Here is a 26135-nt window from a genome sequence, read left to right as displayed (position 1 = left end):
CGAGCATGGCGCAGGACTGGACGAAGATGAGCGCGGCGGACCTGGGCCGGGGCATCGGCGCGGGCGAAATCGACCCGGTTTCGCTGACTGAAACCTTCCTGTCGGCCATCGAAAGCCACGAAGCCGCCGGCCGCATCTATGCCCGCACCACCCCCGATCGCGCCCGCGCCGAGGCCGGGGCGGCGGCCGCGCGGGCCGAAGCGGGGCGGCGGCTGTCGCCGCTCGACGGTGTGCCGATCTCGTGGAAGGACCTGTTCGACACGGTCGGCACCGCGACCGAAGCCGGCTCGGCGTTGCTGAAGGGCCGGACGCCGGAGCGGGACGCCGAAGTGCTGCGCAACGCCACCGCCGCCGGGCTGGTGTGCCTGGGCAAGACGCACATGACGGAACTCGCCTTCTCGGGACTCGGCCTGAACCCGGTCACCGCAACGCCGCCCAACGTGAACGATCCCGAAGCCGTGCCGGGCGGATCGTCCTCCGGTGCGGCGGCGTCGGTGGCCTTCGGGCTCGCGGCGGCGGGCATCGGCTCGGACACGGCAGGCTCGGTGCGGGTGCCGTCGGTCTGGAACGACCTCGTCGGTCTGAAGCCGGGGCACGGGGCGACAAGCCTTGAGGGCGTCGTGCCGCTGTGCCCGTCCCTTGATTCGGTCGGGCCGCTGTGTCGGACCGTGGAAGACGCGTCGCTCCTGATGGCCGCGCTGACGGGCGGAAAGGCGCCGGACCTGCGCGGAGCCTCGCTCAAGGGCACGCGCTTCATGGTGCTCGATACCGTGGCGCTCGACGACCTCGAGGAGGCGCCGAAGCAGGGGTTCGAGCGGGCGGTCGAGCGGCTGGAGGCCGCTGGCGCGACCGTCGAGCGGCGCGCGGTGCCCGAGGTGGCGCAGGCGCTGGACCTTGCCGCGGTGGTCTTCGCGACCGAGGGCTACGGGGTGTGGAAGGACGCGATCGAGGGCAACCCGGATGTCATGTACCACCAGATTCGGGAGCGTTTCCGTGGCGGCCGTGATACGCTTGGGTCCGACTTCGTCGCGGCGTGGCAGCGGTTGCACGCGCTGCGGCAGGCGTATCGCGAGGCGACGGCGGGCTTCGACGCGGTCATCATGCCGACCTCGCCCATCCTTCCGCCGAACGCCGAGCGGCTGGCCGAGGACGACGCGTATTATGCCGAACGCAACCTGATGACCCTGCGCAACACCCGCATCGGGAGCCTTCTGAACCTCGCCGGGCTGACGCTGCCGACCGGTGTGCCGTCGACCGGCATCCTGTTCCAGGCCCCCGCCGGAGCGGAGAATTGCCTGCTTCGTCTGGGCGTGGCGGCGGAGCGGGCCTTGGCTTAAATGCCACAGGGGGTGGCGCAAGCCCCCGATTCGCGTGGCGAAAATCTGGACCCTGTTGCGCGGCGTCGACTATCGTCGCCGCAAAACGGGGCGTCACGACCCCGACCTTGAGGCACAAAATGCAGTTCCCCGCACGGTTCTCGAACCTGCCAGAATACGCGTTTCCGCGTTTGCGGAGCCTGCTGGACGCTCATGCGCCCGGCGGAGAGCCCTTGCACATGTCCATCGGCGAGCCGAAGCATGCCTTCCCGGACTGGGTCGGGGCGATCCTGAGCGAAAACGTGACCGAGTTCGCGAAGTACCCCGCGAACGACGGAACGCCCGAGCTTTTGACCGCCATCTCGGACTGGCTGACTCGCCGCTATGGCGTCAGCGTCGATCCCGCCCGGCAGGTCATGGCGCTCAACGGGACGCGCGAAGGGCTCTACAACGTCGCCGCGGCGCTCTTTCCCGAGGACAAGCGGGGCAAGCGTCCGGTCGTGCTGATCCCCAACCCGTTCTACCAGGTCTATGCCGTGGCTGCCCTGTCGGTGGGGGCCGAGCCGGTCTTCGTGCCCGCGACGGCCGAAACGGGCTTCCTGCCTGACTTCGCGTCGCTGCCCGACGACGTGCTCGAACGAACGGTGGCGGCCTATCTCTGCTCGCCCTCGAACCCGCAGGGCGCCGTGGCGTCGCGAGATTACTGGGCCGATCTCATCCGGTTGGCCGAGACGCACGATTTCCTCGTGCTCGCGGACGAGTGCTATTCCGAGATCTACCGTGACACGCCACCGCCCGGCGCGCTCGAGGTCGCCCGGGACACGGGCGCGGACCCGGAGCGGGTGCTGACCTTCCACTCCCTGTCCAAGCGCTCGAACCTGCCGGGGCTGCGGTCGGGCTTCGTGGCGGGCGGACCCGAGTGCATGGCGCGGATCAAGCGGCTGCGCGCCTATTCCGGCGCTCCGCTGCCCCAGCCGCTTCAGCGCGTGGCCGAGAAGGTCTGGGCCGACGAGGCGCACGTGGCCGAGAACCGCCGCCTTTACCAGCGCAAGTACGAGATCGCTGACGAGGTCTTCGACGGCATCGACGGCTGCGGCGCACCGGATGCCGGGTTCTTCCTTTGGCTGCCGGTCGAGGACGGCGAGGCGGCGGCGCTGAAGCTCTGGCGCGAGACGGGCGTCCGGGTACTGCCGGGGGCGTACCTGGCGCGTGAGGTCGACGGGTTCAATCCGGGCGCGGGCTACATCCGCGCCGCGATGGTGGCCACGGAACAGGACATGGCGCGCGGGCTGACGGCCCTGCGTGACTGTCTGTATGGAACGAGGTGAAGGGACACATGGCGTATCAGGCAAGGCAACGCGATCCTCTGTTCGACAGTGAAACCCAGGCCGTGATCGAGCGGCGGGGGAAGGAGCTGCTCGGCCTCGGGCTGCTCGTCGTCGCCGTCGCCGTCGCACTGATGCTGGGCTCCTACGTGCCCGAGGACCCGAGCTGGCTGAGCGCCACGGACGAGCCCGCGCGCAACCTGCTGGGCCGGTTCGGCGCCTCCATCGCCTCGCCGCTTTTCGTCATCGTGGGCTGGGGCGCCTGGGCCATCGTTGCCGTCTTCGGCGCGTGGGGCTTGCGGTTCCTGCTCCATGTCGGGGAAGAGCGCGCGCCCGCGCGGCTGATCTTCGCCCCGCTCGCCATCGCGCTGGTGTCGGTCTACGCCTCGACCCATGTGCCCGCCGGAGAGTGGACGCATTCCTTCGGGCTGGGCGGGCTGTTCGGCGACACGGTGCTGGGTGCGGTGCTGGGGATCGTTCCGGTGCAGGCGACGCTGGGTCTGAAGATGATCGCAGCGGTCGTGGCGGCGGTAGCGCTGGTGATGTCGCTGTTCGTGCTGGGCTGCTCGAAGCAGGAACTGCGGCTGACCGCGGCCTTCCTGTTGGGCGGCGTGGTGATGAGCTATGCCGGTCTCGTCTCGATGCTGGGGCGCGGTGCACATGGCGTCGTCCGGGGGTCGGCCGCCGGTGCGCGCGCCGCGGCCGAGGCGCATCAGCGCCGGCGGGACGAGCGGGCGCAGCGCCGGGCCGAGGCCGATGACTCGCTGATCGAGGACGATGAGCCGGTGGCGCAGGCACGCCCTGTCCTGCGCGCCCAAAGGCCTGACGAGGTCGAGGACAACGAGCTCGACCTGTTCGACTACGACGACGCTCCCGCCCGCGGCGGCGTCCTGTCGCGGCTTTCGGGACTGTTCCGTCGCCGGACCGAGCCGCAGGACGACGACCTGCTCGAAGAGCCCGCGGTGCTCGAGCCCGAGGATGACGGCACCGATGACCGCATCCGCGCCAAGATCGCCGACGTCATCAAGGCGCGCGTCCGGGCCCGGCCCATCCTGACCGCCGCCGCCCGGCCCGAGCCTCCGGTGCAGCGCCCGCGCCATCCGCGCGGCCCGCAGCCGATGATCCTGCCGAAGACCCCGCGTCCCGAACCCGCCGCCCCGGCGGCGCAGTTCGAGGAGCTGGTGCATTACGACGAGCCGCAGGAAGAGGCGTTTGACGAGGGCTTCGATCCCGAGACGCTGGAGATGCCCGAGTCCGAGCTGGTTCAGCCCGAGCCGTCGTCGCAATCGCTGACGGCCGAGCCGCTGTTCGAGACGGGCCGCAGGACCGCGGCCTTCGCGGGCCCGGCGGTCGAGCGCAAGAAGGTCCAGCACCCGCCGAAGAAGGTCGTCCAGCCGTCGCGCCGTGCGCAGGCCGAGGCGCAGCCGGCGCTGGGCTTCGACGAAAGCGACAGCGACTACGAGCATCCGCCGCTTAACCTGCTGACCAACCCCGCCGAGATCGAGCGACACCACCTGAGCGACGAGGCGCTGGAGGAAAACGCCCGGATGCTCGAGACCGTGCTCGACGATTACGGCGTGAAGGGCGAGATCGTCTCGGTCCGCCCCGGCCCCGTCGTCACGATGTACGAACTCGAACCCGCGCCGGGCCTCAAGGCGTCTCGCGTCATCGGCCTGGCCGACGACATCGCGCGCTCGATGTCGGCGCTGTCGGCCCGCGTCTCGACCGTGCCGGGCCGGTCGGTCATCGGCATCGAACTGCCGAACTCCAGCCGCGAGAAGGTCGTCCTGCGCGAGATCCTGTCGGCCCGTGACTTTGGCGACAGCCAGATGAAGCTGCCGCTTGCGCTGGGCAAGGACATCGGCGGCGAGGCGGTCGTCGCCAACCTGGCCAAGATGCCCCACCTGCTGATCGCGGGGACCACGGGCTCGGGCAAGTCGGTGGCCATCAACACCATGATCCTGTCGCTGCTCTACAAGCTCACGCCCGAAGAGTGCCGGCTGATCATGATCGACCCGAAGATGCTGGAACTCAGCGTCTACGACGGCATCCCGCACCTGCTGTCGCCGGTGGTCACCGATCCGAAGAAGGCCGTCGTCGCGCTCAAGTGGGTCGTGGCCGAGATGGAGGACCGGTATCGCAAGATGTCGCGCATGGGCGTGCGCAACATCGAAGGGTTCAACGGCCGCGTGAAGGACGCCCTCTCGAAGGGCGAGATGTTCAAGCGCACGGTGCAGACCGGCTTCGACGACGAAACCGGGGACCCGGTGTTCGAGACCGAGGAATTCGCGCCCGAGGCGCTGCCCTACATCGTCGTCATCGTGGACGAGATGGCCGACCTGATGATGGTCGCCGGTAAGGAGATCGAGGCCTGCATCCAGCGCCTCGCGCAGATGGCGCGGGCCTCGGGCATCCACCTGATCATGGCCACGCAGCGCCCGTCGGTGGACGTCATCACCGGCACGATCAAGGCGAACTTCCCGACCCGGATCTCGTTCCAGGTCACCTCGAAGATCGACAGCCGCACCATCCTCGGCGAACAGGGGGCCGAGCAGCTTCTGGGCATGGGCGACATGCTCTACATGGCCGGCGGTGCGCGCCTGACCCGCGTGCACGGGCCCTTCGTGTCGGACGAAGAGGTCGAGGACATCGTCAACTACCTCAAGCAGTTCGGCCCGCCCGACTATGTCGGCGGCGTGGTCGAGGGGCCGGACGACGAGAAGGAAGCCGATATCGACGCGGTGCTGGGCCTTGGCACCGGCGGTAACACCGACGGCGAGGACGCGCTTTACGACCAGGCGGTGGCGATCGTCATCAAGGACCGCAAGTGCTCGACCTCGTACATCCAGCGCAAGCTGGCTATCGGCTATAACAAGGCCGCGCGGCTGGTCGAGCAGATGGAGGACCAGGGCGTCGTGTCCTCGGCCAACCACGTCGGCAAGCGCGAGATCCTGGTGCCCGAACAGGCCTGACCAAGGCACCGCACGCACCGCTTATCGCGCATCAACACATTGGTCGCACCATCCGGGGCTCTGGAACAAGGAGCCTCGGATGCCGATCACCGATCCCTATCAATACCATGCCGGCGGAGTGTCCGCCCCCCTCACCGGCGGTTTCGCGGCCACGCCCGACGACGCCGCTGACCTGCCCGTGCTGACCCGTGCGCTATTGGTGGGCGGCGGCGGCGACCTTGCCGCCGTGCTCAAGGACGGCTCGACCGTCACCTTGCCCGAGCTGGCGCCGGGCGTGGTCTATCCGGTCCGGGTGGCGCGGGTGCTGGCGACCGGCACCAGCGCGTCCGGCATCGTGGGGCTCTACTGATGCTGGGGGTGGGCGCGGACGTCTGCGCACGCGGCCCGGCAGCGCTGCCGGTCGCGCTTCCTGCCGGGCTGGAGTGGGACACGGCCCGCTTCCCGCTCGCGGTCGAGCGGCTGGGCGGCCGGTACCGGGCAAAGCTGGCCCCCCGCGCGTTGGTCGACCCGGCGATCTGGTCGGGGCCGGCGTTTCACGTCGACGTGGAAGGCGACGACGCGAATTCGGGCGTCGGGGCGCAGGACGGCGACTTCTCGGCCGCCAAGCGCACGATCCACGCGGCCTTCACCGCCGGCAACGCGACGGGCGGCGCGTACCGAGTGCTGGTCAAGGCGGGGCTTTACGAAGAAAGCGCCTTTACCCGGAACGGCAACGTCGAGCCGTCGCTGCCGGTCGCGATCCTGGGCTGGGGCGGGCGCGCCTGCTGGCGGGCCGGTCCGGAAAACGTCGCGTGGAGCGACGCGGGCAGCACCTTCTCGACCCAGCTTTCAGCGGTGAACCGCGTCTTCCGCACCGACCTGCGCACGCCACGCGGCCACTGGACCGAGCTTGAGCGGGTGCCCGATCTTCCCATCTGCCAAGCCACGGCCGGCACGTGGTATCGCGACAGCGAGACAGTGCACGTGAACATCGGAAAGCCGCCGGGGCCGGGCGACGTGGTGCCCCTGCGCGGCTTCCACGGCGCGCGCTTCCTGACACATGCGCACGACCTTTACCTCGAAAACATCGACTGCCAGGGCGGCATCACCGGCGCGTTGCATTGCGATGCTGTGGCCGCGCGCAACGTGGTCGGCGTGGACTGTACCTTCCGCTATGCCACGCCCTCCGACAACTCCGCCCCGCTCGACGCGGCGCGGGTGCGGAGGACCAACGGGCTCGTCGCCTTCTTCGGCTGCGACGCCTCCTTCGGCGCGAAGGACGGGTGGAGCTTTCACGAGGACGGGCAGGCCGGGATGCACGTCCTGCTTCAGGACTGCACCGGCCACGACAACGGGACGCCGGGGGCCAGCTCGTGCAACGCCGTCACCTCGCATGACGGCTGCCGCGCCGTGGTGCTGGGGGGCGACTTCGGCCACTCCCGCAACGGGACCGAGGTGCACTGCATCCATGAAACCCGCACCTGGGTCGCCGGCGCAAGGGCGGTGGCGCGGGACACCGACGGCACCTCGGTCGCCTTCAAGTGCTCGAACCTCGGGAAGATGTGGTTGCAGGACACCGTGGCGGACGCGGCAGGCGACGGCGACGCCTTCGCGGTCGAGGCCAACGGCGGCACCATCTACACGCGGCGGCACCGGGCGCTGTCGGGCACCGTCGCCGCGTCGAACGGCGGCGTGGTCGTTCCGTTCTGACCGTCGCCCGGCAGGCCCGAGAGGATGCGGTCACAGAATTCGGACCAGTCGGGCAAGCGCTCGGGCCGCCGCGGTGCGGTCTCCGCCATGCGTAGCGCCCGCTCAAGGTCGCCGTAGCCGATGATCGCCGGGATGGAGGGGTCGCGCAGCCGGTCGGGGGCGAGGATCGGCAGGCCGGCGTGGCGGTACAGGAGCATCCGGTTGCTGTGCGCCGTCTGGTATTCGATGCCCGGCCGGTCGCGGTAGGGTGCGAGCCCGATATCCGCGTGCAGCACGTGAGCGATTGCCGTCTCGAAGCCCACCTCTCCGTGCAGCAGCAGGTTCCCGGGCAGGTCCACCGGCGGCCGCTTCACCCGGCCCAGGACGTGCAGCCGCCAGCCCGGCCGGGCGCGGGCAGTGCGGACCAGCGCGGGCAGGTCCAGCAGGGTGGTGCCGGCGCACACGGCCTCACGCACCGCACGGCGGGGGCCGTACGGGTCCGGGTGTGGGCGGTCGAGCATCCGGGCCGGCACGCCGAAGGGATCGATCCGCACCCGCCCGGTGGCGGCGAACCGGCGGGCAATCCGGGGCTCGCGGTGCTGATGCGGTCGAAGACGGGGGCATACCGAAGCTCGGCCCGCGCCAGCCAGCGGGGCAGGCCCAGGCACCGCACGTCGTCGTTGACACGGTACACCAGTTGGGCACGCGGCGCGTGCCGCCGCACCAGCGGCGCCAGCAGGACCGGCGGCCCGCTTTCAACCACCACCAGTTCCGCCCCCCGCACCAGCGGCCGCAGGCGTCGGCGTAGCCAAAGCGGGAAGGTCGCCAGCACCGGGTGCAGCAGCGCGTCCAGCCAGCGCCGGCGCGTGCCGAACGGGTGCAGTGGCGTCGGTGCGAAGGTCGCCGTCAGCGTCGGGGAAAGCTGGCGGACGCCGGGGCGCGGGGGCGTGTCGAGCGCCGTCAGCCGCCCGTCGCGCGACAGGCGCGACAGGGGGCTGTAGCCGACGGTGACGTGGGTGACGTGCCAGCCGCGCGCCTGCAACTCCTCCGACAGCCAAAGCATGCTGCCCCGCCGTTTCTGCTCGGGGAAGTGCCCGGTGAGGAGGACGGCGCGCCTCATGCCGGACGGGGACGGCGGCGCAGCGAAAGCACCCCGGCGAAGACGACGGTGCCGAGAGCCGCTTTGGCGGCGAGCGCCTGCGCCGGCGGCAGGGCCTGCACCGGCAGGAGCGGGACGGCGATCGCCATCGCCAGCCCGGCGGCGAGCGGGAGGCGCGCCGGCTCCAGCAGCTCAACCCGCGTCAGCCCCAGCCGCGGCCCGCCGGTCCCGACCAGCCAGGCCAGTCCCGCCGCGCCCGCCGCCGCCGGGGCCGCTGCGGCCAAAGCGGGTGCGACCAGAAGCGCCGGTGCGGCCAGGGCAACCGAAAGCCCCAGCACGGCGAGCGCCCGCAGCAGGACCAGCCGCGCCGCCCCCGCCGCCGTCAGTGCCTGCGTCAGCGGGACGGCGAGCGCCGAGACGAGGCCGAACAGGAGAAGCGGCCGCAGGAGAGGCGCGACCTCGGGCGCATGCTGCGCCCCGGCCGCGAGAGCGGCGATATCGGGCGCGGTGCAGAACGCGCCGAGATAGGTCCAGCACGCCACTGCCGCCGTGCTCCGAAGAATGGTGGCCAGCGCCGGTCGGACAGGTCCTGTAACCGCCAGCCGTGGCAGGCCCACGTATCGCAGCGGCGCGAGCGCGATCGCGTCGAGTGCGCCGAGGATGCGCGCGGCGATCAGCATCGCCCCGCCGGCGGGAAGACCGAAGCCGAGCGTCACCGCCAGTTGCAGCGCCGGAAGCAGTGCCTCGCCTGCCAGGGCCCGTGCCGTGATCAGGCACGGCAGGGGGAGCGCCGCGCGCAACGTGGCGGTGCGTGGGCGGAGGCGTGGAAGCGGGCCGGCGAGGGCAAGCGCCGCGGCAGAGCCCAACCCCGCGTTGCACAGCAGGAACAGCGGGAGCGCGGCGTCGCCCCGACCGGTCGCCGCGGCGCCGAACGCTACGGCGGCCGAGACGCTTTGAACCGCGATTGCACGCAGCGCCAGCGCGCGCAGGCGCAGGTCCCGGCGCAGCGTCCCCTCGGCCACTCCGCCCAGCCCGTGCAGCAGCGGGACGGGCGACAGAAGCATGAGCGCCGGACCCACCGGCGGCGGCAGGAGCATTGCGGCGCAGGCAAAGGCGCCGCTCAGCACCGCTCCGGCGAACAGCGAAAGCCCGTGAAGCGCCCGCCGCCGGCGCGGGGAGCGACATAGCACCACCGCCTCGACCACGCCGGCCTTGTGCACGACCTGCGCCATGCGGACCGGGGCGGCGGCCGCGGCGAAGGCACCGACCTGTTCGAGCGTCAGGACGCGCGACAGGCCCAGGAACACTGCCGCCGCCGCCCCTGCGCGCGACCATTGCAGCACGGCGGACCATGCGCCGGGGGTCATGCAGGCCTCCCGTGCAAGGGCTGCCCGAGGGCCCGCATCAGCGGACGCTCGAGGTGGCGGTGGACCAGCAGGGCGATGACCACCGACGCGGCGACCGCCGACGCGGTGTAGACGACAGCCGCGCCGGAACCGGCGGGTAGCACCGGAAGCAGCAAAAGCGTCAGCGCCCGCAGCACGAACCGATGCGACAGGTAGAGCGCATAGCTCGCCTCACCCAGCGCCAGGCCGGGTAGTGGCGGCGGCCGGCACAGCGTCACGGCGGCGACGATCAGGGCCGCGGGCCCTCCGGCCGCGACCACGCGCGGCAGCGCCGTCTCGTGCAGCGCCACCAGTAGGACTACGCCCGCCGCCAGGCCTCCCGCGGCAAGGCCGGGTGCCGGCAGGCGGACGCCCGCGCGCCAAACCCGGGCGAGCGCCATGCCGAACAGGAACTCGAACACGATGGGGTTGGTCCAGAACACCGCCCCGGGCTGGCGCGGCTCCCACGCCAGCCCGGCCACGACCAGCGCCGACAGCACTGCCAGGACCAGCCCGAGGCCGCGCCGAAGCAGCAGCGCGGCGGCGACGACGGCATAGAAGCCGACCTCGTAGTTCAGTGTCCAGCCCAGCGACAGGACGGGTGCGATACGGCCGTCCGGACGCTCGTAGGGCAGGAAAAGATACGAATGGACGATCTGCGCGGAATCGAGCGGCGTGTCCTTCACGCCGGAGGGCATCGCCAGCAGCACGGCGACCATCAGCGTCGTGAAGACGTAGTAAAGCGGCACGACCCGCAGCGCCCGGCGGCGCAGGAAGTCCACTGCCCCGGCCGGATCCGGCGGCACGCGCGCCGCCGACAGCGCGATGACGAAGCCCGAGATCACGAAGAACAGGTCGACGCCCCGCGTCCAGGGCAGGCCGCTGCCGGGCAGGGGGCCGATGTAGTGCGCAGCCTCGGCCATCGCGTGCCCGATCAGCACCATCAGCGCGGCCGCTGCCCGCAACGCCTGAAGCCCCGGTAATCTAGGCATCGACCGTTCCTCCGGGCGGGACGGTCGTCGGCGAGAGGGCGGCGATCAGCGCCAGCGAGACGAGCAGGTTGTGATGCGCCAGATACGCGCTGTGGCTCGAGATCAGCAGCGCGCCGCCCACCTGTCCGTAGGCGGCGGCCCAGCCGGGGTGCCCCGGTGCGCGGTGATAGACCAGCCGCGCAGCACACGCGAAGGCCGCCACCGTCGCCGCGCCGCCCGCCGCGCCGAAATCGACGTATGGCGCAGTGAGTAGCGAGAACTCTCCGCCGCCGCGCACCGGGGCCAGCGCGTCGAGCCGCGGGGCCAGCAGCGCGTCCACCTCGCCGGTCGAGAGGGTCAGGTGCGTGAGGCCGCCGAACGTCTCGGCCCCGAAGGTGTGGCGGATCTCACGGGCGAGCGGGGCGAGGGAGTTGGACAGGTCGTTGACGAGGTAGAAGGCGAGCTTCTGCGCCGCGGCGGGCAGGCCGGCCGTGGGTACCGTCGGGTTCGTGAGCGCTTCGCGCGCGGCCCACCCGAGGGCGAAGGTGGCGGCCGCCATCGCGATCCACCGCAAGCGGGCCGGCTTGTGGGCCGCAAGGCTCGCGCCGATCCAGGCGGAGGAGAGCAGTTGCAGAAGCAACAGTCTCTGCGACAGCACGACCGTCAGGATGGCGAGAGCCAGGACAGCGGACAGCGTGAGGGAGAGGCACAGGCGGCGGGTGCGCGGATCGGGGCTCAGCGGCAAGAGCGCGGCGGCGAAGGCGCCGGTGGCCGGCAGCGCCGCATAGGCCAGGCGCATTCCGGGGAAGAGCTTCGCCTCGAGCAGAGCCGACCGCGCCGCGCCCGGATCGGAGAGGGCGAGTGAAACAAGCGCCCCCGGTCCGCCCGCTCCGGCCGCCGCGACCGCCAGCCATGTCGCGAGGATCGTCAGGAGGACTCCGTGCGCCACGGCCACCCGCCGGGCCGCCGCCTCGACATCGCAGGCGAGGAGACGGAAGCGGGGCAGCGCGGCCCGCGTCGCGCGATCCGCCGCCACATAGACGGCGAGCGCAGTGACGAGCCAGAGCGCCCCGCCCGAGGTGAAGATCGGGGTGGCGATCCCCTCGCGCCGCATGAACAGCGGCACGAGGTCGAACGCGCCGGGCAGCGACAGGGCGACCGCCGCGCCCCACACCGTCACCGTCCAGCAGGCGAGCAGCAGCGCCACGGGGGACAGGGCCGCCATCAGGCAGCCGCCGCGAGGTTGCGCGCGGCGTCGTAGATGGCGATGTCGGCGGCGCAGAGCGTCTCGATCCGCCGTCTCAGGTCCCCGTCGGGGGCGAAGGACCCTTGTGGCGCGCGGTTGCGGGCGAGCGGCGGGATCGGCCCGCCGGCCAGCCGCGCAAGCGCTTGCCGGAATGTCTTCGGGCGGTCGAGGGAGCCGACCAGCGCGAACCTGGCGAGCGCGGCGACGGCGCGGGGGACGCCGGCCTCCGCATCGTCCCCGGGCCAGGTTCGGGCGAAGTAGAACAGGTACTGTGCCCCCAGCCGCGCGGCATCGGGTGTATCGAGGAACGCCTCGAGCGTGTCCGGCCGCCCGGCGTCGGGGTGACGGCGCTGAAGGTGGTGGTAGTGCGACACGAAGCGCTCCACCGGGTCGCGCAACAGCGTGACGAAGGCGTGGTCCGGGTGACGGTCTTGCAAGCGCGGGTCGTAGCGGACGTGCCCGGAGATGCAGCGCGTCCCGGCGGCAAGGTGCCGGGCGAGCACCGCGTCGCGTCGGTCGTATTCACGCACGATGCGCGCGGCCCGCGCCTGCGCGTCTTCGCACGGCGGGCCGGGCCGGGGCCGGATGACGGCCTGCGACCACGCGTATCGCATTCGCAGGGCGGTGCCGAAGCTGGTGCCGCCGCACTTCGGGACATGGATGTAGACGATCCCGCGCATGACGCTCCCGCAGGTTCATTTGCTTTTTCTTAGACTTTGCATGTGAGGGTTAAGCCGCCCTTAAGGGGGGGGCGGGGTGCGGGTCCGGAGACCGGTCATGCACATCGTACACATCCTCACCCGCCTGCTGCGCGGCGGGTCGGAAGAGAACACCGCCGCCACCTGCCTGTGGCAGGTGGCGGCCGGCCACAGGGTCACCCTGATCCACGGGTGCGATGCCCATTCCGGCTGGCGCGCCGAGCTTCCCGGCGTCGAGATCGTCGCGCGACCCGAGATGGTGCACGCGATCCGCCCCGCCGACGACCTGCGCGCGCTTGCCGCCCTGCGCCGGACGCTCAAGGCGCTGGCCCCGGACGTGGTGCACACCCACCAGAGCAAGGCCGGGCTGCTGGGCCGCATGGCGGCCAGCGCAGCGCCGGGCGCGCGGGTGGTGCACGGGCTGCACATCGCGCCGGCGGGCGGCGGTCGGGTCCCGAGCCTGGTGCTGGGCGCGGCCGAGCGCGCGGCGGCGCGGCGCACCGACCTGTTCATCGCCGTCTCCGATGCCGTGGGCGCGGCCTACGTGGATGCGGGGATCTGCCCGCGCGACCGGGTGCGCTGCGTCCCTTCTGGCATGGACCTCGACCGCTTCCGCCACGGCCGCCCGCCCGCCGATCTGGCGCGGCTTCTGGGCGTGCGGCCCGGCAGGCCTGTGCCGAAGGTGGCGTTGATGCTCGCCTCGTTCGAGCCGCGCAAGCGCCACGTCGCCTTCCTACACGCCTTCGCCCGGGCGCTGGGGCCTCGGCGCGATGTTCGGCTGCTGCTCGCGGGGCGGGGGCCCGAGGAGGCGCGGGCGCGCGCGGCGGTGCGCGATCTGGGGCTGGAGGGGCGGGTCGTCTTCTGCGAGCACCGCACTGACCCCGAGGCGCTGCTGGCGGCGGCGGACGTGTCGGTGCTGGCCTCGGCGCGCGAGGGGCTGCCGCGGGTCGCGGTGCAGTCGATGGCCGCCGGGTGCCCGATGGTCGCCTGCGCGCTGCCCGGTCTGGACGAGATCGTGCACGACGGGACGAGCGGGCGTCTGGTGCCGCCGGACGACCTGAACGCCGCTGCGCGCGAAACGCTTGCGCTGCTTGACGCCGACGCCCGCCGCGCGGTGCTGCGCCGGGGGGCGGCGGCCACGGACGTGAGCGCCTGGACCATCGAGACGCTGGGAGCGCGGACCACGGCGCTCTACGAGGCGGCGGCGTGAGCGTCTTCGTCAACGCCCGGTTCCTGTGCCAGCCGATGTCGGGCGTCCAGCGCCACGCGGTCGAAGTGGTCTCGGCCCTTGACCGGCGGCTCACGCGCGACCCGGCGCTGGCCGCCGCGCTGGGCCCGGTCGAGGCGCTGGCGCCGGCCCCTCCACACAAGCCGCCGGACTGGGGCGCGATTCCTCTGCGCGTCGTTTCCGGCGGGGCGGGACACCTGTGGGAGCAGACGACGCTCTGGCGGGCGAGCCGCCGGGGCGTGCTGCTGAGCCTGTGCGGCAGCGGTCCGCTCCTGCATCGCCGGCAGGTGCTGGCGGTGCACGACGCCAACGTGTTCGAGGCCCCCGAGAGCTTCCCGCCGACCTACCGCCTCTGGCACCGGGCGATGCGGCCGCGGCTGGCGGCGCGGGCGGCGGCGATGCTGACGGTGTCGCAATTTTCGGCCGGTGAACTGGCGCGGCACCTGAGGGTGTCGGAGATGGCGTTCACGGTGATTCCGAACGGAGCCGATCACGTGCTGCGGCTGCGGCACGACCCGGGGGCGCTGAGGCGCCTCGGCCTCAGGCCGCAGGGCTACCTGCTGACCGTCGGCAACCGCAGCCCGAACAAGAACCTGTCCCGGCTGGCCGAGGCGTATCGCCGCGCCGGGCCGGACCTGCCGCCGCTTGTCGTGGCCGGCGGCACGGTGCCCGGCGTGGCGCGGGACGCGTGCGGCGCCGGCGGTGTCCGGCTGCTGGGCCGGGTGAGCGACGGCGAGCTTCGGGCGCTCCTGGCCGGGGCGGCGGCGTTCGTCTGGCCGTCCCTGCGCGAGGGGTTCGGCTTGCCGCCGCTTGAAGCAATGGCGCTGGGCGTGCCGGTGCTGGCCGCCCGCAGCACCGCGATGCCAGAGGTGCTGGGTGACGCGGCGCTGTGGTTCGATCCCTGCGACATCTCCGACATCGCGCGCGCGCTGAGGTCCTTCGTGGGGCTGGAGCCGGAGGTACGGGCGGCGTTGTCCCGCGCGGGCCGCCGCCGCGCCGCCGGATTTACCTGGGACGAAAGCGCGGGGCGGCTGGCGGAAGTGCTGGAGGCGGCCGTTCGCGCTCCGGCCGCCGACATTCTGCCCGCCCCGCTTCTCAGCAGCCGGTAAGGCGGGGCAGTTCGGCCACGGTGCGCAGCACCAGCCGCAGGTCGGTCAGCGGACCCAGCGTCGCGGCGTACCGGCGGTCGAGCAGGACGCGGCGGGTATAGCACCCGTCGCGCCGCCCGGTGACCTGCCACGGCCCGGTCAGGCCCGGCTGCAGCGACAGGTAGGCGTCGCGATGCCGGCCATAGCGCGACAGCTCTTCGGCCGTGACCGGGCGCGGGCCGACCAGCGACATCTCGCCCCGCGCCACGTTCCAAAGCTGCGGCAGTTCGTCGAGCCCGCTGCGGCGCAGGAGGTGGCCCAGCCGGGTGATGCGCGGGTCGTGGGCGAGCTTCCGCCGCGCGGCCCACTCGGCGGCGGCGGCAGGATCGGTGCGGAGCCGCTCGGCCAGCCGGGCCTGGGCATCGGGGACCATGGTGCGGATCTTCAGGCAGAGGAACGGACGGCCGTCGCGGCCCACGCGCCTGTGTGCGAACAGCGCCGGGCCGCCGTCCAGCCGCGCGAGGGCGCAGAGCAGGCAGATCAGCGGCACCGCAAGCGGCGCGCCCAGCAGCAAGAGGACGAGGTCGAAGAGGCGCTTGCCGTGGCGCGCGTAGCTCAGGCGCGGCGCCGGGCGCGGAAGGCCGGGGTGCGATGCGACGGCGGGATGTGTCATCTCGGGCTCCGTTCAACGTGCCCCACCCGGTCCCCGTCAGAGTTCCTACGGGATTGCCTTTAATTTGCGGTGAATCCGGCGGATCAATCGCGGCCGTCGATCACGATCAGCCCGGAGGGCGCGGCGCGGGCGGCGGCGACGGTGGCGACGATCTCCTGCACCGGCGTCGCGCGGCGCACGGCGAGGAGTGTGCGGTCGCTCTCACGGCCGGCGGCCAGGGGCGAGGGCTCGACCACCAGCACAACGTCGTGCCGTCCGCGCGCATCGGCGCGCCAGGCGGCCTCTTCTTCGGGCGTCCTGGGACGACGCGGGCTGAGGGTGACGAGATCGTCGCCGGCGTTTGTTCCGGCCGCGTCGCCCGAGACCAGCACGTCGCGCCCGCTGTCGGAGAGCGCCCGCGCAACCGCGCCGGCCGCCCGTGCCGCGTCCTCGGGGCGGGTGCAGGCGGCGACCGCCAACACCGGCGACGGGCCCGCCGTAAGCACGTGCGTCACCAGTGCGGTCAGATCGGGCGGGACGCCAGGGCCGAAGCGCCGGGCGCGGGGCAGTTCGGCCAGTACCGGCAGGCCCGTCGCACGCTCCAGCGTCCGCGCCGCGGCTTCGGGCGGCGCGCAGCGGTCGCGCAGGAGGGCCAGCAGAACGCCGAGAGAGGCCGACAGCAGCGCCGACAAGGCAAAGACGAAGCCCGGGCGCGGCCAGATCGGCGCGGCGGGGGGCGTGGCGGGCGACAGGACGCGGGCGTCGGTGCGCAGCGGGACCGAGGGCGAGGGCAGGTCGCGCAGAGCGGTCGCGGCACGGGCATGGGCCGTGCGCAGGGTCTCGACCTCCGCCGCGAGGGCGCGGTGGGCCAGGTGGTCCGCCAGAAGCCGATCGGCCTGTGCCTCGAGCCGCGCCCGGCGGCGGGCGATGGCCTCGCGGCGGGCGGCCTCCCGCGTGCCGGCAAGCTGCCGGTCGAGCGCGCGGATGCGCTGGCGCAGCACGACGGGAAGCTGGGTGGCGCCGGGTCCGGCGGCGAGGCGGCGCTCGGCAAGCGCGGTCTCTGCCCGGTCCAGCTTTTCGGACAGTTCCCGAACACGGCCGGTCTGCCGCGCGCGGACGTCGTCACGCTCCGCCCGCTTCCGCCGAACCTGTGCGTCGAGGTAGGCGGCGGCGAGCGCGTTGCCGAGCCGTGCCGCCTGATCGGCATCCGGGGCGCGCAGCGATACCCAAAGAATCCGGCTGAGCGGGGCCTGCCGCACGAACACCCAGTCGGACAAGTCGTCAGCCGTGACTCCCGTGCCCGCCGCCGCGGCGACGCGGGCCAGAAGCGGGCGGGCGCTCAGCAGCGCGGCCTGGGCGTTCAGCTCTTCCCCGGCAACCGGGCGCGGCACGCCGGCGGTGTCGCGCGGATCGTATTCCAGCGCGACGCGCGCCTCGTGCACCGGGGTGGCGAAGGCGAAGAGGTAGGCGGCGGCCGCGGCCAGACCCGCCGCCACAGTCAGGACGAGCACCAGCCGTTGCCGCCAGAGAATGCGCGGCAGGGGCCGACCGGCCTGCGCCGGTTCGGCTAGGCCGAGGGGCGCACGGACAGGCAGAGGCGGTGGGGGAAAGTCGCGGCTCATTGCGCGGGCCGCTCTGCGCCGCCGGGGCCGATCATCACCATCACGCGCTCCTTCCTGCCCTCCGCCTCTCGCCGCTGGCCCCCCGGATGTGACGCATTCGAGGTGAATATGCGGTTAACCGGAGAGGGGACGACGGAACCGCGCCGCCGGCCCGGAGCTTGGTCGCGGCGCGGGGGCGGTATCGCATGGCCGGGGCGTGATATTGCCTAGCGATGGTGGCCGGCCGTATCCGCGCCTATATGCCTGTCGGATGACGAGACGAGGACACATGATCGACCGCAGAACCTTCATCGCCGGAGCGGCGGCCGCCACGGCCGCGCTGTTCCTGCCCCGCCCGGCGGCGGCGGCGCCGATTTCGCTGAACGCGATCTCGAACTACCTCAACCGGATGCAGACGGCGGAGTCGCCGTTCACGCAGCTCAACGCCGACGGCTCGATCTCGACCGGGACGCTGTATATACAGCGGCCGGGACGGATGCGCTTCGACTATGACCCGCCGGAAGAGACGCTGGTGATGGCCGGCGGCGGACAGGTGGCGATCTTCGACGCCCGCTCGAACAGCCGTACGCCCGAGCAGTACCCGCTGGCGCAGACGCCGCTGAACCTGATTCTCGAGCGCAACGTCGACCTCGCCCGCCGCAACATGGTGGTGGCGCACCGGCAGGAGGGGCCGAAGACCATCGTCGTCGCGCAGGACCCGCAGCGCCCCGAGATCGGGCGGCTGGAGCTGGTCTTCACCGATAACCCGGTGGAGCTGCGCCAGTGGGTCGTCGTCGACGACACCGGCAGCCGCACGACCACCGTTCTGGGCGACCTCAAGACGGGCGGAAGCTACCCCGCCTCGCTGTTCTCGATCCGCGGTGAGATCAACGCCCGCAGCCGCTAGATCTTGCGGCAGGACCTGAGTTGCGCGTCGTATAGCCTGGCGCGCGACCCCACCCGCGAGGCGACCGAGACCAGCCAGGGCTTACCGCGATAGCTGGCGCGGCGATACCCGGTCCGCCCCTCGTGATAGGCCAGGTACTGGCGCTCGGCGTCCCATTTGGGAATGCCGAGTTCCTGGGTGGACTGGTGCATGTACCAGCCCATGAAGTCCGTCGCGTCGCGGATGTCGTCGCGCTTGGCGCGGCGCGCGCCCTCGCGCTGCTTGTATTCGTCCCACGTGCCGTCGAGCGCCTGCGAGTAGCCGTAGGCCGAGCTCTGGCGGCCCATAGGGATCACCCCCAGCGCGAAGCGCAGCGGCGTTCTGGCGTTGCCGATGAACTTCGATTCCTGGTGGATCGTGGCCATCTGCACGGCGACCGGAACGCCCCATTTCCGCTCGGTCCGTTTCATGGCGCGCAGGTACTTCGGGCGCTCGTCGACGATCGCGCAGGCGTTGTCCAGGTCGCGCGGCGCCGAGTAGTCGCGGCCACCGCAGCTCGCGACGAGCGTCAAAAGGATCAGGGCGCGAAAGAGTCTGCTCATCTGCCTCTCGCTGTGTTCTGCTTATTTTTAAGGGATACTAGCCGACGACGGCCCGTCCGTGAAACGGAAATGCACGCTCGTCACATCACGAATGCAAGCAGGACGGGCAAGGCGATGACCGACAGCAGCGTCGAAGCGACGACCAGCCCGGCCACCGCGTCGGCGTCGGCGCCGTACTTGGTGGCCAGAAGGTAGCTCGTCACCGCCACCGGCGTGCAAAGCTGAAGCACCAGCACCGCGAACGGCACCGGCGGCAGGGCGAACCACCGGCCCGCGCCCCACGCGGTGGCGGCGCAGGCCACTACCTTGACGAGCGAGATCATCGTGCCGCGCGTCAGGCTGCGCGGCTCGAACCGGGCAACGGCCACGCCCAGCGTGATCAGCATAATCGGGATCGCGATCTGCCCGGCCAGCGTCAGCGTGTTGGTCAGGAAGGTCGGCGTTTCCCATCCCTGCCAGAGAAACAGCGCGCCCAGCAGCGTGGCGGCGACCAGCGGTTCCTTCACCACCTTCGCCGGAGAGCCGCCGCCCGACACCAGCCAGATGCCGACGGTGAACGAGTAGACGGCCATGATGGCGAAGATCACCACGGCGTATCCCAGCCCCTCGTTTCCGAAGGCGAACAGCGCCAGCGGCAGGCCCAGATTGCCGGTATTGCCGAAGATCAGCGGCGCGAGGTAGGTCCGCACCTCGAGCCGCAGGGCGAAGACCAGCGCCGCCATCGCCGCCGTCACCCCGGCATAGGCCGCCACCGCCGCGAGCGAGACCGCCGTCAGAGCCGAGGGCGCGATGTCGGTTTGCATCAGCGTCACGAAGATCAGGCAGGGCAGCGACAGCGTCATCGCGATGCGTGTGACGAACTGCACCGAGTAGTCGAATCCGAGCTTCACCCACACGAACCCGGCCAGCGCCAGCAGGAATACCGGCGCCGTCACTTCGGCCACTGTCAGGAGAAGGTTCACAGTCTGTTTCCCCGTGGTCCGGCAGGAGCTGTGGACAAAATCCGGTGGCGGGCGTTACGATTTCGGATTAGGTGAGGCCCGCAATGCACATGACTCGCGCGAAATACCACCTGGGGCAGGTCGTCCGGCACAGGAAGCACCCCTTTCGGGGTGTCGTCTTCGACGTCGACGCCATGTTTTCGAACACCGAGGAATGGTACGACGCGATCCCCGAGTCCAGCCGCCCGGACCGGGACCAGCCGTTCTATCACCTGCTGGCCGAGAACGACGACAGCTATTACGTCGCCTACGTGTCCGAGCAGAACCTCGTCCCCGACCACTCCGGAGAGCCGGTCGATCATCCCGACCTGCCCGACCTGTTCGGCGACTTCGAGAACGGCCATTACCCGCTGCACTTCCAGCTGAACTAGCGCTCGACCGGGCCGCCCTCGGCGACCCATTGGCTGAAGCCGCCTTCGATCTCGGCGACGTTGTCGAGCCCCATCTCCTGCAGCGTCTTTGCCGCCAGGGCCGAACGCCAGGCGCTGGCGCAGAACAACACCAGCGTCTTGTCGGTGGCCAGCGCCTTTTTGTGATAGGGGCTTTGCGGGTCCACCCAGAACTCGAGCATGCCGCGCGGAGCGTGAAGCGCGCCGGGGATGCGGCCCGCGCGGTCCAGCTCGCGGATGTCGCGGATATCGACCAGCAGCGCCTCGCCCCGCTCGGCCATCGCGCGCGCCTCGGACACGGGCAGGGTGCGGATGCGCGCCTTGGCCTCGTCCACCATCTCTCCCACTGGCCGGATCGACATGCCGCGCCTCCTCAGTAGCCCAGCGCGCTGCCGTCCTTGCGTGGGTCCGACGCGCCTTCCAGCACGCCGTCCTCGCGCAGGCGGATCGCCTGCGCCCCGCCGATGGCGGTGTCGGGCTCGACGACCTTGTGCCCGCGCTCGACCAGTTCGGCGCGCACCGTGTCGGAATAGCCCCGCTCGACCCGAAGCTCGCCCGCGTCCGCGAAGGCGCGGGGTGAATCGATGGCCTCCTGCGGGTGCATGCCGAAATCGACCATGTTCGTCATGAAGCGCGCGTGCCCGTTGGGCTGGTACGCGCCGCCCATCACGCCGAAGGGCATGGTGACGCGCCCGTTCTCGCGCAGCATGGCGGGAATGATCGTGTGCATCGGCCGCTTTCCGCCCGCCGCTTCGTTCGGGTGCCCCTCTTCCAGCGTGAAGCCCGCGCCGCGGTTCTGAAACAGGATGCCGAAATCGTTCGAGGCCAGTCCCGAGCCGAAGCTGTGGTAGATCGAGTAGATCAGCGACACCGACATCCGGTCCTTGTCGACCACGGTGATGTAGACCGTGTCGCGATGCACCGCCTCGCTCGCCGCCTTGGCGTCGGGCAGGGCGCGTTTCATGTCGATCAGGCCGGCCAGCTTCGCCGCCGTTTCCGCCGACAGCATGTGGTCGAGCCGGGTCATGTAATCGGCGTCGGCCAGGAAGCGGTTGCGCGTGTCATAGGCCAGCTTCGCCGCCTCGGCCTCCACATGGGCGCGGTCGGCGCCGAACGGGTCCATCGCCGACAGGTCGAAGTTCGACAGGATGTTGGCCAGCAGGATGGCCGTCGCGCCGTGGCCGTTGGGCGGATGCTCGACCAGCTCGACACCCTTGTAGTGGCCCGAGATCGGATCGACATAGTCGCAGGCCGCCGCGGCGAAGTCGTCAAGGGTGTGACTGCCGCCCGCCGCCCGCAGCGCGGCGACCATGTCCTCGGCCACCTCGCCTTCGTAGAAGCCCTCGCGCCCGTCCATGGCGATGCGGCGCAGCACCTCGGCCTGTTTCGGCGCACGGAAGACCTCGCCCACCTGCGGCACGCGGCCCGAGGACAGGTAGTGATCCCGCGCCGAGCCCTGAAGCGCCCCTTCGGCCTGCGCCCAGTCCGCCTGCACGCGCGGGGCCACCGGCACGCCCTGCTCGGCATAGTGGATCGCGGGGGCCAGCGAGGCTTTCAAGCCGATGCGCCCCCAGTCCTTCGACAGCCGGCAGAAGGCGTCCACCGCCCCCGGCACCGTCACCGCGTCGGCGCTGCCCACCGGCACCGTGGCCAGCCCTCGGTTGCGCAGCGCGGCCGCCGACAGCCCCTTGGGCGCGCGGCCCGAGCCGTTCAGCGCCACCACCCGGTCCTCGCCCGCCGGCGAAAGCAGCACGAAGCAGTCGCCGCCGATCCCGGTCATCTGCGGCTCGCAGATGCCCAGCAGCACCGCCCCCGCGATCGCCGCATCCACCGCGTTGCCGCCCGACTCGAGCATCTGCACCGCGACCTTCGCGGCCAAGGGGTGCGAGGTCGCGCACATGCCGTTGGTGGCGTAGACGGCCGAGCGGCCGGGAAGGTGGAAGTCGCGCATGAGTTTCAACCGGATGCCTGTGTTCACTTTTGCAGCACGTTAGGGGGCGCGGGCCTGCTTGCCAAACGGGATCTGCATCCGGCTCTCGCCTCGATCGCACGGATCGGCTAGGGCGGGCCGACGCCGAGTGGAGACCGAGAATGCAGATCGACTATCCCGCCATCGCCCGCACCATCGCCAGCCTGACCGAGGGCGAAGACGACGCCGTGGCGCTGATGGCCACCGTCGCGTGCGAGCTGCACCACGCCGACGACCGCTTCGACTGGACCGGCTTCTACCGCGTGGTCGCGCCGGAATTGCTGAAGATCGGCCCCTACCAAGGCGGGCACGGCTGCCTTGTCATCCCGTTCTCGCGCGGGGTCTGCGGCGCGGCGGCGCGCAGGGGCGAGGTGCAGCTTGTGCCCGACGTCAACGCATTTCCCGGCCACATCGCCTGCGCCTCGTCGACCCGGTCCGAGATCGTGCTGCCGGTGCGCGACGGCAAGGGCGAGCTGATCGCCGTGCTCGACATCGACAGCGACCGGCCCGACGCCTTCACCGAAGAAGACTCGCGCGAACTGACCGCGATCCTTGGCCAGGTGTTCGGGCGGCTCTGACGCCTCAGACCGGGCGGAAGCGGTCGCTGATCGGGTCCAGCGCGTGCAGGTCGCCGTCGGCGATGTCCGTCCACAGGCCGTGCAGCGACAGGTCGCCCGCCTCGACTGCCGAGCGGACGAAGGGGAAGGTCATCAGGTTCTCGAGCGAAACCTTCACCGCCTCGTGCTCCAGCGCCTGGCGGCGCGCGGTGTCGGCCTCGCCCTCGGGGAGGCGCTCGAAGCCGGGGCGCAGGATGTCCATCCATCGGCCCACGAAGCTGGTCTTCTCGTCCAGCTCCGGCGCCTGTCCTGAGCACATGGCATAGCACCCGGCGACGCCGCCGCAGTTCGAGTGACCCAGAACGATCAGGTGCGTGACCTTCAGCGCCGTCACCGCATACTCGACCGCCGCCGAGGTGCCGTGCTGGTTGCCGTCAGGTTCATAGGGCGGCACCAGGTTGGCGATGTTGCGGTGAATGAAGAACTCGCCCTGCTCGGCCCCGAAGATCGAGGTCACGTGCACCCGGCTGTCGCAGCACGAAATCACCATCGCGCGGGGGCGCTGCCCCTCTTCGGCCAGCCTTTTGTACCAGGCGTGGTTCTCGGCGAACGTCGTCGCCTTCCAGCCATGGTACCGCTGGGCCAGAAACGAAGGCAGGGGCTTCACGTAATTCAAGGGGAACTCCTCCTGGCGAGGCCGGGGTTGTCCCGGTGATTTGACGGAAATTGGCGGCATTTCCAAGTCGCGAGGCAAGGAATTGTTGAGCCACGCCTGAGATATCGGCGGCCGTTGGGGTCAGAGGTGACGATATGGAAGAACAGAACAAGGTTGTCTGGCTGGTGCCGCGCGAAGACGGGCATCCCGCCGCGGGGACGCATCTGCCGGGCGCGGACCTGGATCGCGCGCGGGCGGAAACGCTTGATGAATTGGCGCAGCGTCTGTCACGCGTGGCGTCCACGTGGCGCAAGTCGGATTTCGCGCGGATGGTGTCGGAATGCCGGCTGGTCGCGCAGCTTGCCGACGAGCTGGGGCTGGAACGGCTGGGCGGCGTCGCCTGCGCCACGGCGGCGCTGGGGGCGACGCATGACGGCGTGGCGCTTGCCGCGAACGTCGCGCGGCTGACGCGGCTGGGCGAAGGCGCGCTGTCCGCGATCTGGGATCTCCAGGACGCGCAGAGCTAGGGTCGCCACGGGGCTTGCGGCGCACGGCAGAGCCGATAGGGTCTGCGCGCGTTCATCCCCTGGAAAGGCCCGTTCATGTCGCTGACCTTCGCTTCGCCGTCCGCCGACGCCCGCCCGCTGCACCTCGTCTCGCCCGAGGGGGTAGAGGCGTTCCGCGCCGGGCTGGACGGCCGCGCGGCGGCATGGCTCTCCGGCACGGAGTTCAGCGGCGCGGCGGGCACCGTGGCGCTGCTTCCCGGCGACGACGGCGCGCCCACGGCCGCCGTGCTGGGGCTGGGCGATCCGTCGAAGCGGGGGCGCGAGCGGTTTGCCGTGGCGAAGGCCCGTGCGCAACTGCCCGACGGCGTCTGGCGCCTGGCCACCGACCTGCCCGCGGACGAGCGGGACGAGGCGGCGCTGGGCTGGCTGCTGGAGGGCTACCGCTTCGACCGCTACGCGTCCAACCCGGCGCCCGCCGCGCAACTCGTCGCGCCCGAGGGCTGCGACGCCGCCCGGCTGGAAGCCATCGCGGCGGGCGAGGCGCTGACCCGCGACCTGATCAACACGCCCGCCGCGGATATGGGCCCGGACGAGCTCGAGGCCGCGGCTTCGGACCTCGCCGCCCGCTTCGGTGCGGGGCTCACCGTGATCCGGGGCGACGAGCTGTTGGACCAGAACTTCCCGCTGATCCACACTGTCGGCCGCGCCGCCGACCGCGCCCCGCGCCTGATCGACATGAGCTGGGGCAAGAGCGGCCCGACGCTGACGCTGGTGGGAAAGGGCGTGTGTTTCGACACCGGCGGTCTGAACCTGAAGCCCGGCAGCTCCATGGGCCTGATGAAGAAGGACATGGGGGGCGCGGCCACGGTGCTGGGGCTGGCTCACATGATCATGGCGCTGGACCTGCCGCTGCGCCTGCGTGTCCTGATCCCGGCGGTCGAAAACGCGGTCAGCGGATCGTCCTTCCGGCCCGGCGACATCCTGACCTCGCGCAAGGGGCTGACGGTCGAGGTCAACAATACCGACGCCGAGGGGCGGCTTGTGCTGGCCGACGCGCTGGCGCTCGCCGCCGAGGGCGAAAGCGACCTGACCGTGTCGATGGCGACGCTGACGGGTGCGGCGCGCGTGGCGGTCGGCCCCGACCTCGCGCCGTTCTACACCGATGACGAGGGGCTGGCGCAGGCGCTCGCCGCCTGCGCGGCCAAGGTGCGCGACCCGGTCTGGCGCATGCCGTTCCACGCACCCTACGAGTCGATGATCGAGCCGGGCATCGCCGACCTCGACAACGCCCCCTCGGGCGGGTTCGCGGGCTCGATCACCGCCGCGCTGTTCCTGCGCCGCTTCGCGCCCGCGCCCTACGCGCATTTCGACATCTATGGCTGGAACCCGACGCCCGCACCCGCCCGGCCCAAGGGCGGCGCGGGGCAGGGCGCGCGGGCCCTGCTCGCAGCGCTGCCGAAGGTGCTGGGCCTGTGAGCGATCGCCGCGAAACCGCCGCCAACGGCCGCGTCGCCGCCGCCGAGCTAAAGGGCGCGGTCGAAGCCGAGCGTTTTGTCGAGGGAGAGGTGCGGCAGGTGGCCCCGCCGCTCGCCACGCTCTGGTCCGCCCCCGACGGGAGGCGCGAGCGGCAGCTTCTGCACGGCGAAGGCTTTCGGGTGCTCGAGGACCGCGACGGCTGGTCCTTCGGGCAGGCGGCGCGGGACGGCTTCGTGGGCTACATGCGCAGCGCCGACCTGCGCGACGCGGTGATCCCGACGCACGCGGTCGCGGTGCCCGCCACGCATGTCTACCCGCGGCCCGACATGAAGACGATCGAGCACATGGGCCTCAGCTTCGGCTCGAAGATCAGGATCGTGGGAGGCGCGGACAGGTTCTACGAAACCCACGACGGCGGCTTCGTCTTCCGCGACCACGTCCGCCCGGTGAACCGCCCGCTGACCGACCCGGCGACGGTGGCGCAGCTTTTCTTCGGCGTGCCGTACCTCTGGGGCGGCAATTCGGTCTGGGGGATCGACTGCTCGGGCCTGGTGCAGGCGGCCTGCCTGGCCTGCGGAATCGAGTGTCCGGGCGACAGCGACCAGCAGGAGGCCCGGCTGGGCCACCCGGTCGACATGGACGCGCCGGTGCAGCGCGGCGACCTGTTCTTCTGGAGCGGGCACGTGGCGATGGCGGTGGATGCCGAGACGCTGATCCACGCCAACGCCTTCCGCATGGCCGTGGCCTATGAACCGCTGTGCGAGGCCATCGCCCGGATCGAGGCGCAGGGCGACGGCCCCGTCACCGCACGCCGCCGCGTCTGATCGCGCCTCATCGGTCCCTGC

26 protein-coding genes are annotated in these 26135 nt (G+C 71.5%); 13 read left to right on the top strand and 13 right to left on the bottom strand.

Features of this window, described 5'->3' with window-relative positions; translation table 11 throughout:
* Window positions 1-5 precede the first annotated feature (5 nt).
* The 5 genes from BM162_RS02610 to BM162_RS02590 all read left to right on the top strand — a co-directional run bounded on the left by BM162_RS02610 (window position 6) and on the right by BM162_RS02590 (window position 7302).
* A complete protein-coding gene (locus BM162_RS02610; protein ID WP_093417269.1) occupies window positions 6-1337 on the top strand; it encodes an amidase in 1332 nt (443 codons plus the stop codon).
* A gap of 119 nt (window positions 1338-1456) precedes the next feature.
* On the top strand, window positions 1457-2644 hold the full coding sequence (locus BM162_RS02605; RefSeq protein ID WP_093417266.1) for an aminotransferase class I/II-fold pyridoxal phosphate-dependent enzyme: 1188 nt from the start codon (window positions 1457-1459) through the stop codon (window positions 2642-2644).
* 8 nt (window positions 2645-2652) lie between these two features.
* Entirely contained in the window at window positions 2653-5613 is a 2961-nt protein-coding gene (locus tag BM162_RS02600; RefSeq protein WP_093417264.1) for a DNA translocase FtsK, read from the top strand.
* Between the two features lie 79 nt (window positions 5614-5692).
* A complete protein-coding gene (locus tag BM162_RS02595) occupies window positions 5693-5962 on the top strand; it encodes a spike base protein, RCAP_Rcc01079 family (RefSeq protein WP_093417261.1) in 270 nt (89 codons plus the stop codon).
* Window positions 5962-7302, top strand: coding sequence for a hypothetical protein (locus BM162_RS02590; protein WP_093417258.1), 1341 nt, complete (start codon window positions 5962-5964; stop codon window positions 7300-7302). The genes BM162_RS02595 and BM162_RS02590 overlap by 1 nt, the downstream gene beginning before the upstream one ends.
* Here the strand turns inward: BM162_RS02590 and BM162_RS02585 are convergent.
* The 6 genes from BM162_RS02585 to BM162_RS02560 are packed head-to-tail and all read right to left on the bottom strand — an operon-like array spanning window position 7230 to window position 12662.
* Window positions 7230-7640 (bottom strand): glycosyltransferase family 4 protein, encoded by a 411-nt coding sequence (locus tag BM162_RS02585; protein ID WP_143096100.1) that lies wholly within the window; start codon window positions 7638-7640, stop codon window positions 7230-7232. The genes BM162_RS02590 and BM162_RS02585 overlap by 73 nt on opposite strands.
* Window positions 7641-7651: 11 nt before the next feature.
* On the bottom strand, window positions 7652-8401 hold the full coding sequence (locus tag BM162_RS02580) for a GumK N-terminal domain-containing glycosyltransferase (RefSeq protein ID WP_439332810.1): 750 nt from the start codon (window positions 8399-8401) through the stop codon (window positions 7652-7654).
* Entirely contained in the window at window positions 8398-9747 is a 1350-nt protein-coding gene (locus BM162_RS02575) for an oligosaccharide flippase family protein (RefSeq protein WP_093417250.1), read from the bottom strand. Before BM162_RS02575 ends, BM162_RS02580 begins: the two co-directional genes overlap by 4 nt.
* Complete coding sequence (locus BM162_RS02570; protein ID WP_093417248.1) at window positions 9744-10757, bottom strand: acyltransferase family protein; 1014 nt, start codon at window positions 10755-10757, stop codon at window positions 9744-9746. Before BM162_RS02570 ends, BM162_RS02575 begins: the two co-directional genes overlap by 4 nt.
* Window positions 10750-11961, bottom strand: coding sequence for a hypothetical protein (locus tag BM162_RS02565; protein WP_093417246.1), 1212 nt, complete (start codon window positions 11959-11961; stop codon window positions 10750-10752). The genes BM162_RS02570 and BM162_RS02565 overlap by 8 nt, the downstream gene beginning before the upstream one ends.
* Window positions 11961-12662, bottom strand: a complete 702-nt coding sequence (locus BM162_RS02560; RefSeq protein WP_093417243.1) for a sulfotransferase family 2 domain-containing protein — start codon at window positions 12660-12662, stop codon at window positions 11961-11963. The genes BM162_RS02565 and BM162_RS02560 overlap by 1 nt, the downstream gene beginning before the upstream one ends.
* Window positions 12663-12759: 97 nt before the next feature.
* On the opposite strand from BM162_RS02560, the gene BM162_RS02555 reads away from it, so the two are divergent.
* Both BM162_RS02555 and BM162_RS02550 read left to right on the top strand, forming a co-directional pair.
* A complete protein-coding gene (locus tag BM162_RS02555; RefSeq protein ID WP_093417241.1) occupies window positions 12760-13890 on the top strand; it encodes a glycosyltransferase in 1131 nt (376 codons plus the stop codon).
* Entirely contained in the window at window positions 13887-15017 is a 1131-nt protein-coding gene (locus tag BM162_RS02550; RefSeq protein ID WP_093417238.1) for a glycosyltransferase family 4 protein, read from the top strand. The genes BM162_RS02555 and BM162_RS02550 overlap by 4 nt, the downstream gene beginning before the upstream one ends.
* On the opposite strand, the gene BM162_RS02545 is transcribed toward BM162_RS02550, so the two are convergent.
* Window positions 15004-15669, bottom strand: a complete 666-nt coding sequence (locus tag BM162_RS02545) for a sugar transferase (protein ID WP_093417234.1) — start codon at window positions 15667-15669, stop codon at window positions 15004-15006. The genes BM162_RS02550 and BM162_RS02545 overlap by 14 nt on opposite strands.
* Before the next feature lie 83 nt (window positions 15670-15752).
* A complete protein-coding gene (locus BM162_RS02540; RefSeq protein ID WP_093417232.1) occupies window positions 15753-17159 on the bottom strand; it encodes a hypothetical protein in 1407 nt (468 codons plus the stop codon).
* 379 nt (window positions 17160-17538) lie between these two features.
* Here BM162_RS02540 and BM162_RS02535 point away from each other — a divergent pair, with 379 nt between their 5' ends.
* Window positions 17539-18156, top strand: a complete 618-nt coding sequence (locus BM162_RS02535) for a LolA family protein (RefSeq protein WP_093417230.1) — start codon at window positions 17539-17541, stop codon at window positions 18154-18156.
* Here the strand turns inward: BM162_RS02535 and BM162_RS02530 are convergent.
* A complete protein-coding gene (locus BM162_RS02530; protein ID WP_093417228.1) occupies window positions 18153-18737 on the bottom strand; it encodes a transglycosylase SLT domain-containing protein in 585 nt (194 codons plus the stop codon). The genes BM162_RS02535 and BM162_RS02530 overlap by 4 nt on opposite strands.
* Window positions 18738-18817: 80 nt before the next feature.
* Window positions 18818-19699 carry an AEC family transporter gene (locus BM162_RS02525; RefSeq protein WP_093417225.1) on the bottom strand — a complete coding sequence of 294 codons (882 nt, stop codon included), beginning with the start codon at window positions 19697-19699 and terminating at the stop codon, window positions 18818-18820.
* 83 nt (window positions 19700-19782) lie between these two features.
* Between BM162_RS02525 and hspQ the strand changes: the two genes are divergently transcribed.
* Window positions 19783-20109, top strand: coding sequence for a heat shock protein HspQ (gene hspQ / locus BM162_RS02520; protein ID WP_093417223.1), 327 nt, complete (start codon window positions 19783-19785; stop codon window positions 20107-20109).
* Here hspQ and BM162_RS02515 read toward each other — a convergent pair.
* A complete protein-coding gene (locus tag BM162_RS02515; RefSeq protein ID WP_093417220.1) occupies window positions 20106-20489 on the bottom strand; it encodes a rhodanese-like domain-containing protein in 384 nt (127 codons plus the stop codon). The two genes, hspQ and BM162_RS02515, sit on opposite strands and share 4 nt — an antisense overlap.
* 11 nt (window positions 20490-20500) lie before the next feature.
* Entirely contained in the window at window positions 20501-22078 is a 1578-nt protein-coding gene (locus BM162_RS02510) for a gamma-glutamyltransferase family protein (protein ID WP_093417218.1), read from the bottom strand.
* Between the two features lie 140 nt (window positions 22079-22218).
* On the opposite strand from BM162_RS02510, the gene BM162_RS02505 reads away from it, so the two are divergent.
* On the top strand, window positions 22219-22674 hold the full coding sequence (locus BM162_RS02505) for a free L-methionine (R)-S-oxide reductase MsrC (protein ID WP_093417215.1): 456 nt from the start codon (window positions 22219-22221) through the stop codon (window positions 22672-22674).
* 4 nt (window positions 22675-22678) lie between these two features.
* On the opposite strand, the gene BM162_RS02500 is transcribed toward BM162_RS02505, so the two are convergent.
* Window positions 22679-23329: a carbonic anhydrase gene (locus BM162_RS02500; protein WP_093417213.1), complete on the bottom strand. Its 651-nt coding sequence runs from the start codon at window positions 23327-23329 to the stop codon at window positions 22679-22681.
* A 134-nt stretch (window positions 23330-23463) separates the two neighbouring features.
* Between BM162_RS02500 and BM162_RS02495 the strand changes: the two genes are divergently transcribed.
* The 3 genes from BM162_RS02495 (at window position 23464) to BM162_RS02485 (ending at window position 26114) form a co-directional block, all read left to right on the top strand.
* Window positions 23464-23835: a hypothetical protein gene (locus BM162_RS02495; RefSeq protein WP_093417211.1), complete on the top strand. Its 372-nt coding sequence runs from the start codon at window positions 23464-23466 to the stop codon at window positions 23833-23835.
* Window positions 23836-23910: 75 nt separating this feature from the next.
* Entirely contained in the window at window positions 23911-25290 is a 1380-nt protein-coding gene (locus BM162_RS02490) for a leucyl aminopeptidase family protein (RefSeq protein WP_093417209.1), read from the top strand.
* On the top strand, window positions 25287-26114 hold the full coding sequence (locus BM162_RS02485; RefSeq protein ID WP_093417207.1) for a C40 family peptidase: 828 nt from the start codon (window positions 25287-25289) through the stop codon (window positions 26112-26114). Before BM162_RS02490 ends, BM162_RS02485 begins: the two co-directional genes overlap by 4 nt.
* The last annotated feature ends 21 nt before the right edge of the window (window positions 26115-26135 follow it).

This window comes from Tranquillimonas alkanivorans (assembly GCF_900115595.1).
Taxonomy (GTDB): domain Bacteria; phylum Pseudomonadota; class Alphaproteobacteria; order Rhodobacterales; family Rhodobacteraceae; genus Tranquillimonas; species Tranquillimonas alkanivorans.
Note: the sequence above shows the minus strand (reverse complement) of the source record. Positions and strands in the feature narration are given on the sequence as shown.

Bases quoted from the DNA above. Each gene is read 5' to 3' on its own strand.
- hspQ (WP_093417223.1), top strand. From the start codon at position 19,783: ATGCACATGACTCGCGCGAAATACCACCTGGGGCAGGTCGTCCGGCAC.
- BM162_RS02605 (WP_093417266.1), top strand. From the start codon at position 1,457: ATGCAGTTCCCCGCACGGTTCTCGAACCTGCCAGAATACGCGTTTCCG.
- BM162_RS02595 (WP_093417261.1), top strand. From the start codon at position 5,693: ATGCCGATCACCGATCCCTATCAATACCATGCCGGCGGAGTGTCCGCC.
- BM162_RS02490 (WP_093417209.1), top strand. From the start codon at position 23,911: ATGTCGCTGACCTTCGCTTCGCCGTCCGCCGACGCCCGCCCGCTGCAC.
- BM162_RS02570 (WP_093417248.1), bottom strand. From the start codon at position 10,757: ATGCCTAGATTACCGGGGCTTCAGGCGTTGCGGGCAGCGGCCGCGCTG.
- BM162_RS02580 (WP_439332810.1), bottom strand. From the start codon at position 8,401: ATGAGGCGCGCCGTCCTCCTCACCGGGCACTTCCCCGAGCAGAAACGG.
- BM162_RS02600 (WP_093417264.1), top strand. From the start codon at position 2,653: ATGGCGTATCAGGCAAGGCAACGCGATCCTCTGTTCGACAGTGAAACC.
- BM162_RS02575 (WP_093417250.1), bottom strand. From the start codon at position 9,747: ATGACCCCCGGCGCATGGTCCGCCGTGCTGCAATGGTCGCGCGCAGGG.
- BM162_RS02610 (WP_093417269.1), top strand. From the start codon at position 6: ATGGCGCAGGACTGGACGAAGATGAGCGCGGCGGACCTGGGCCGGGGC.
- BM162_RS02545 (WP_093417234.1), bottom strand. From the start codon at position 15,669: ATGACACATCCCGCCGTCGCATCGCACCCCGGCCTTCCGCGCCCGGCG.
- BM162_RS02530 (WP_093417228.1), bottom strand. From the start codon at position 18,737: ATGAGCAGACTCTTTCGCGCCCTGATCCTTTTGACGCTCGTCGCGAGC.
- BM162_RS02505 (WP_093417215.1), top strand. From the start codon at position 22,219: ATGCAGATCGACTATCCCGCCATCGCCCGCACCATCGCCAGCCTGACC.
- BM162_RS02510 (WP_093417218.1), bottom strand. From the start codon at position 22,078: ATGCGCGACTTCCACCTTCCCGGCCGCTCGGCCGTCTACGCCACCAAC.
- BM162_RS02535 (WP_093417230.1), top strand. From the start codon at position 17,539: ATGATCGACCGCAGAACCTTCATCGCCGGAGCGGCGGCCGCCACGGCC.
- BM162_RS02495 (WP_093417211.1), top strand. From the start codon at position 23,464: ATGGAAGAACAGAACAAGGTTGTCTGGCTGGTGCCGCGCGAAGACGGG.
- BM162_RS02560 (WP_093417243.1), bottom strand. From the start codon at position 12,662: ATGCGCGGGATCGTCTACATCCATGTCCCGAAGTGCGGCGGCACCAGC.
- BM162_RS02555 (WP_093417241.1), top strand. From the start codon at position 12,760: ATGCACATCGTACACATCCTCACCCGCCTGCTGCGCGGCGGGTCGGAA.
- BM162_RS02515 (WP_093417220.1), bottom strand. From the start codon at position 20,489: ATGTCGATCCGGCCAGTGGGAGAGATGGTGGACGAGGCCAAGGCGCGC.
- BM162_RS02565 (WP_093417246.1), bottom strand. From the start codon at position 11,961: ATGGCGGCCCTGTCCCCCGTGGCGCTGCTGCTCGCCTGCTGGACGGTG.
- BM162_RS02590 (WP_093417258.1), top strand. From the start codon at position 5,962: ATGCTGGGGGTGGGCGCGGACGTCTGCGCACGCGGCCCGGCAGCGCTG.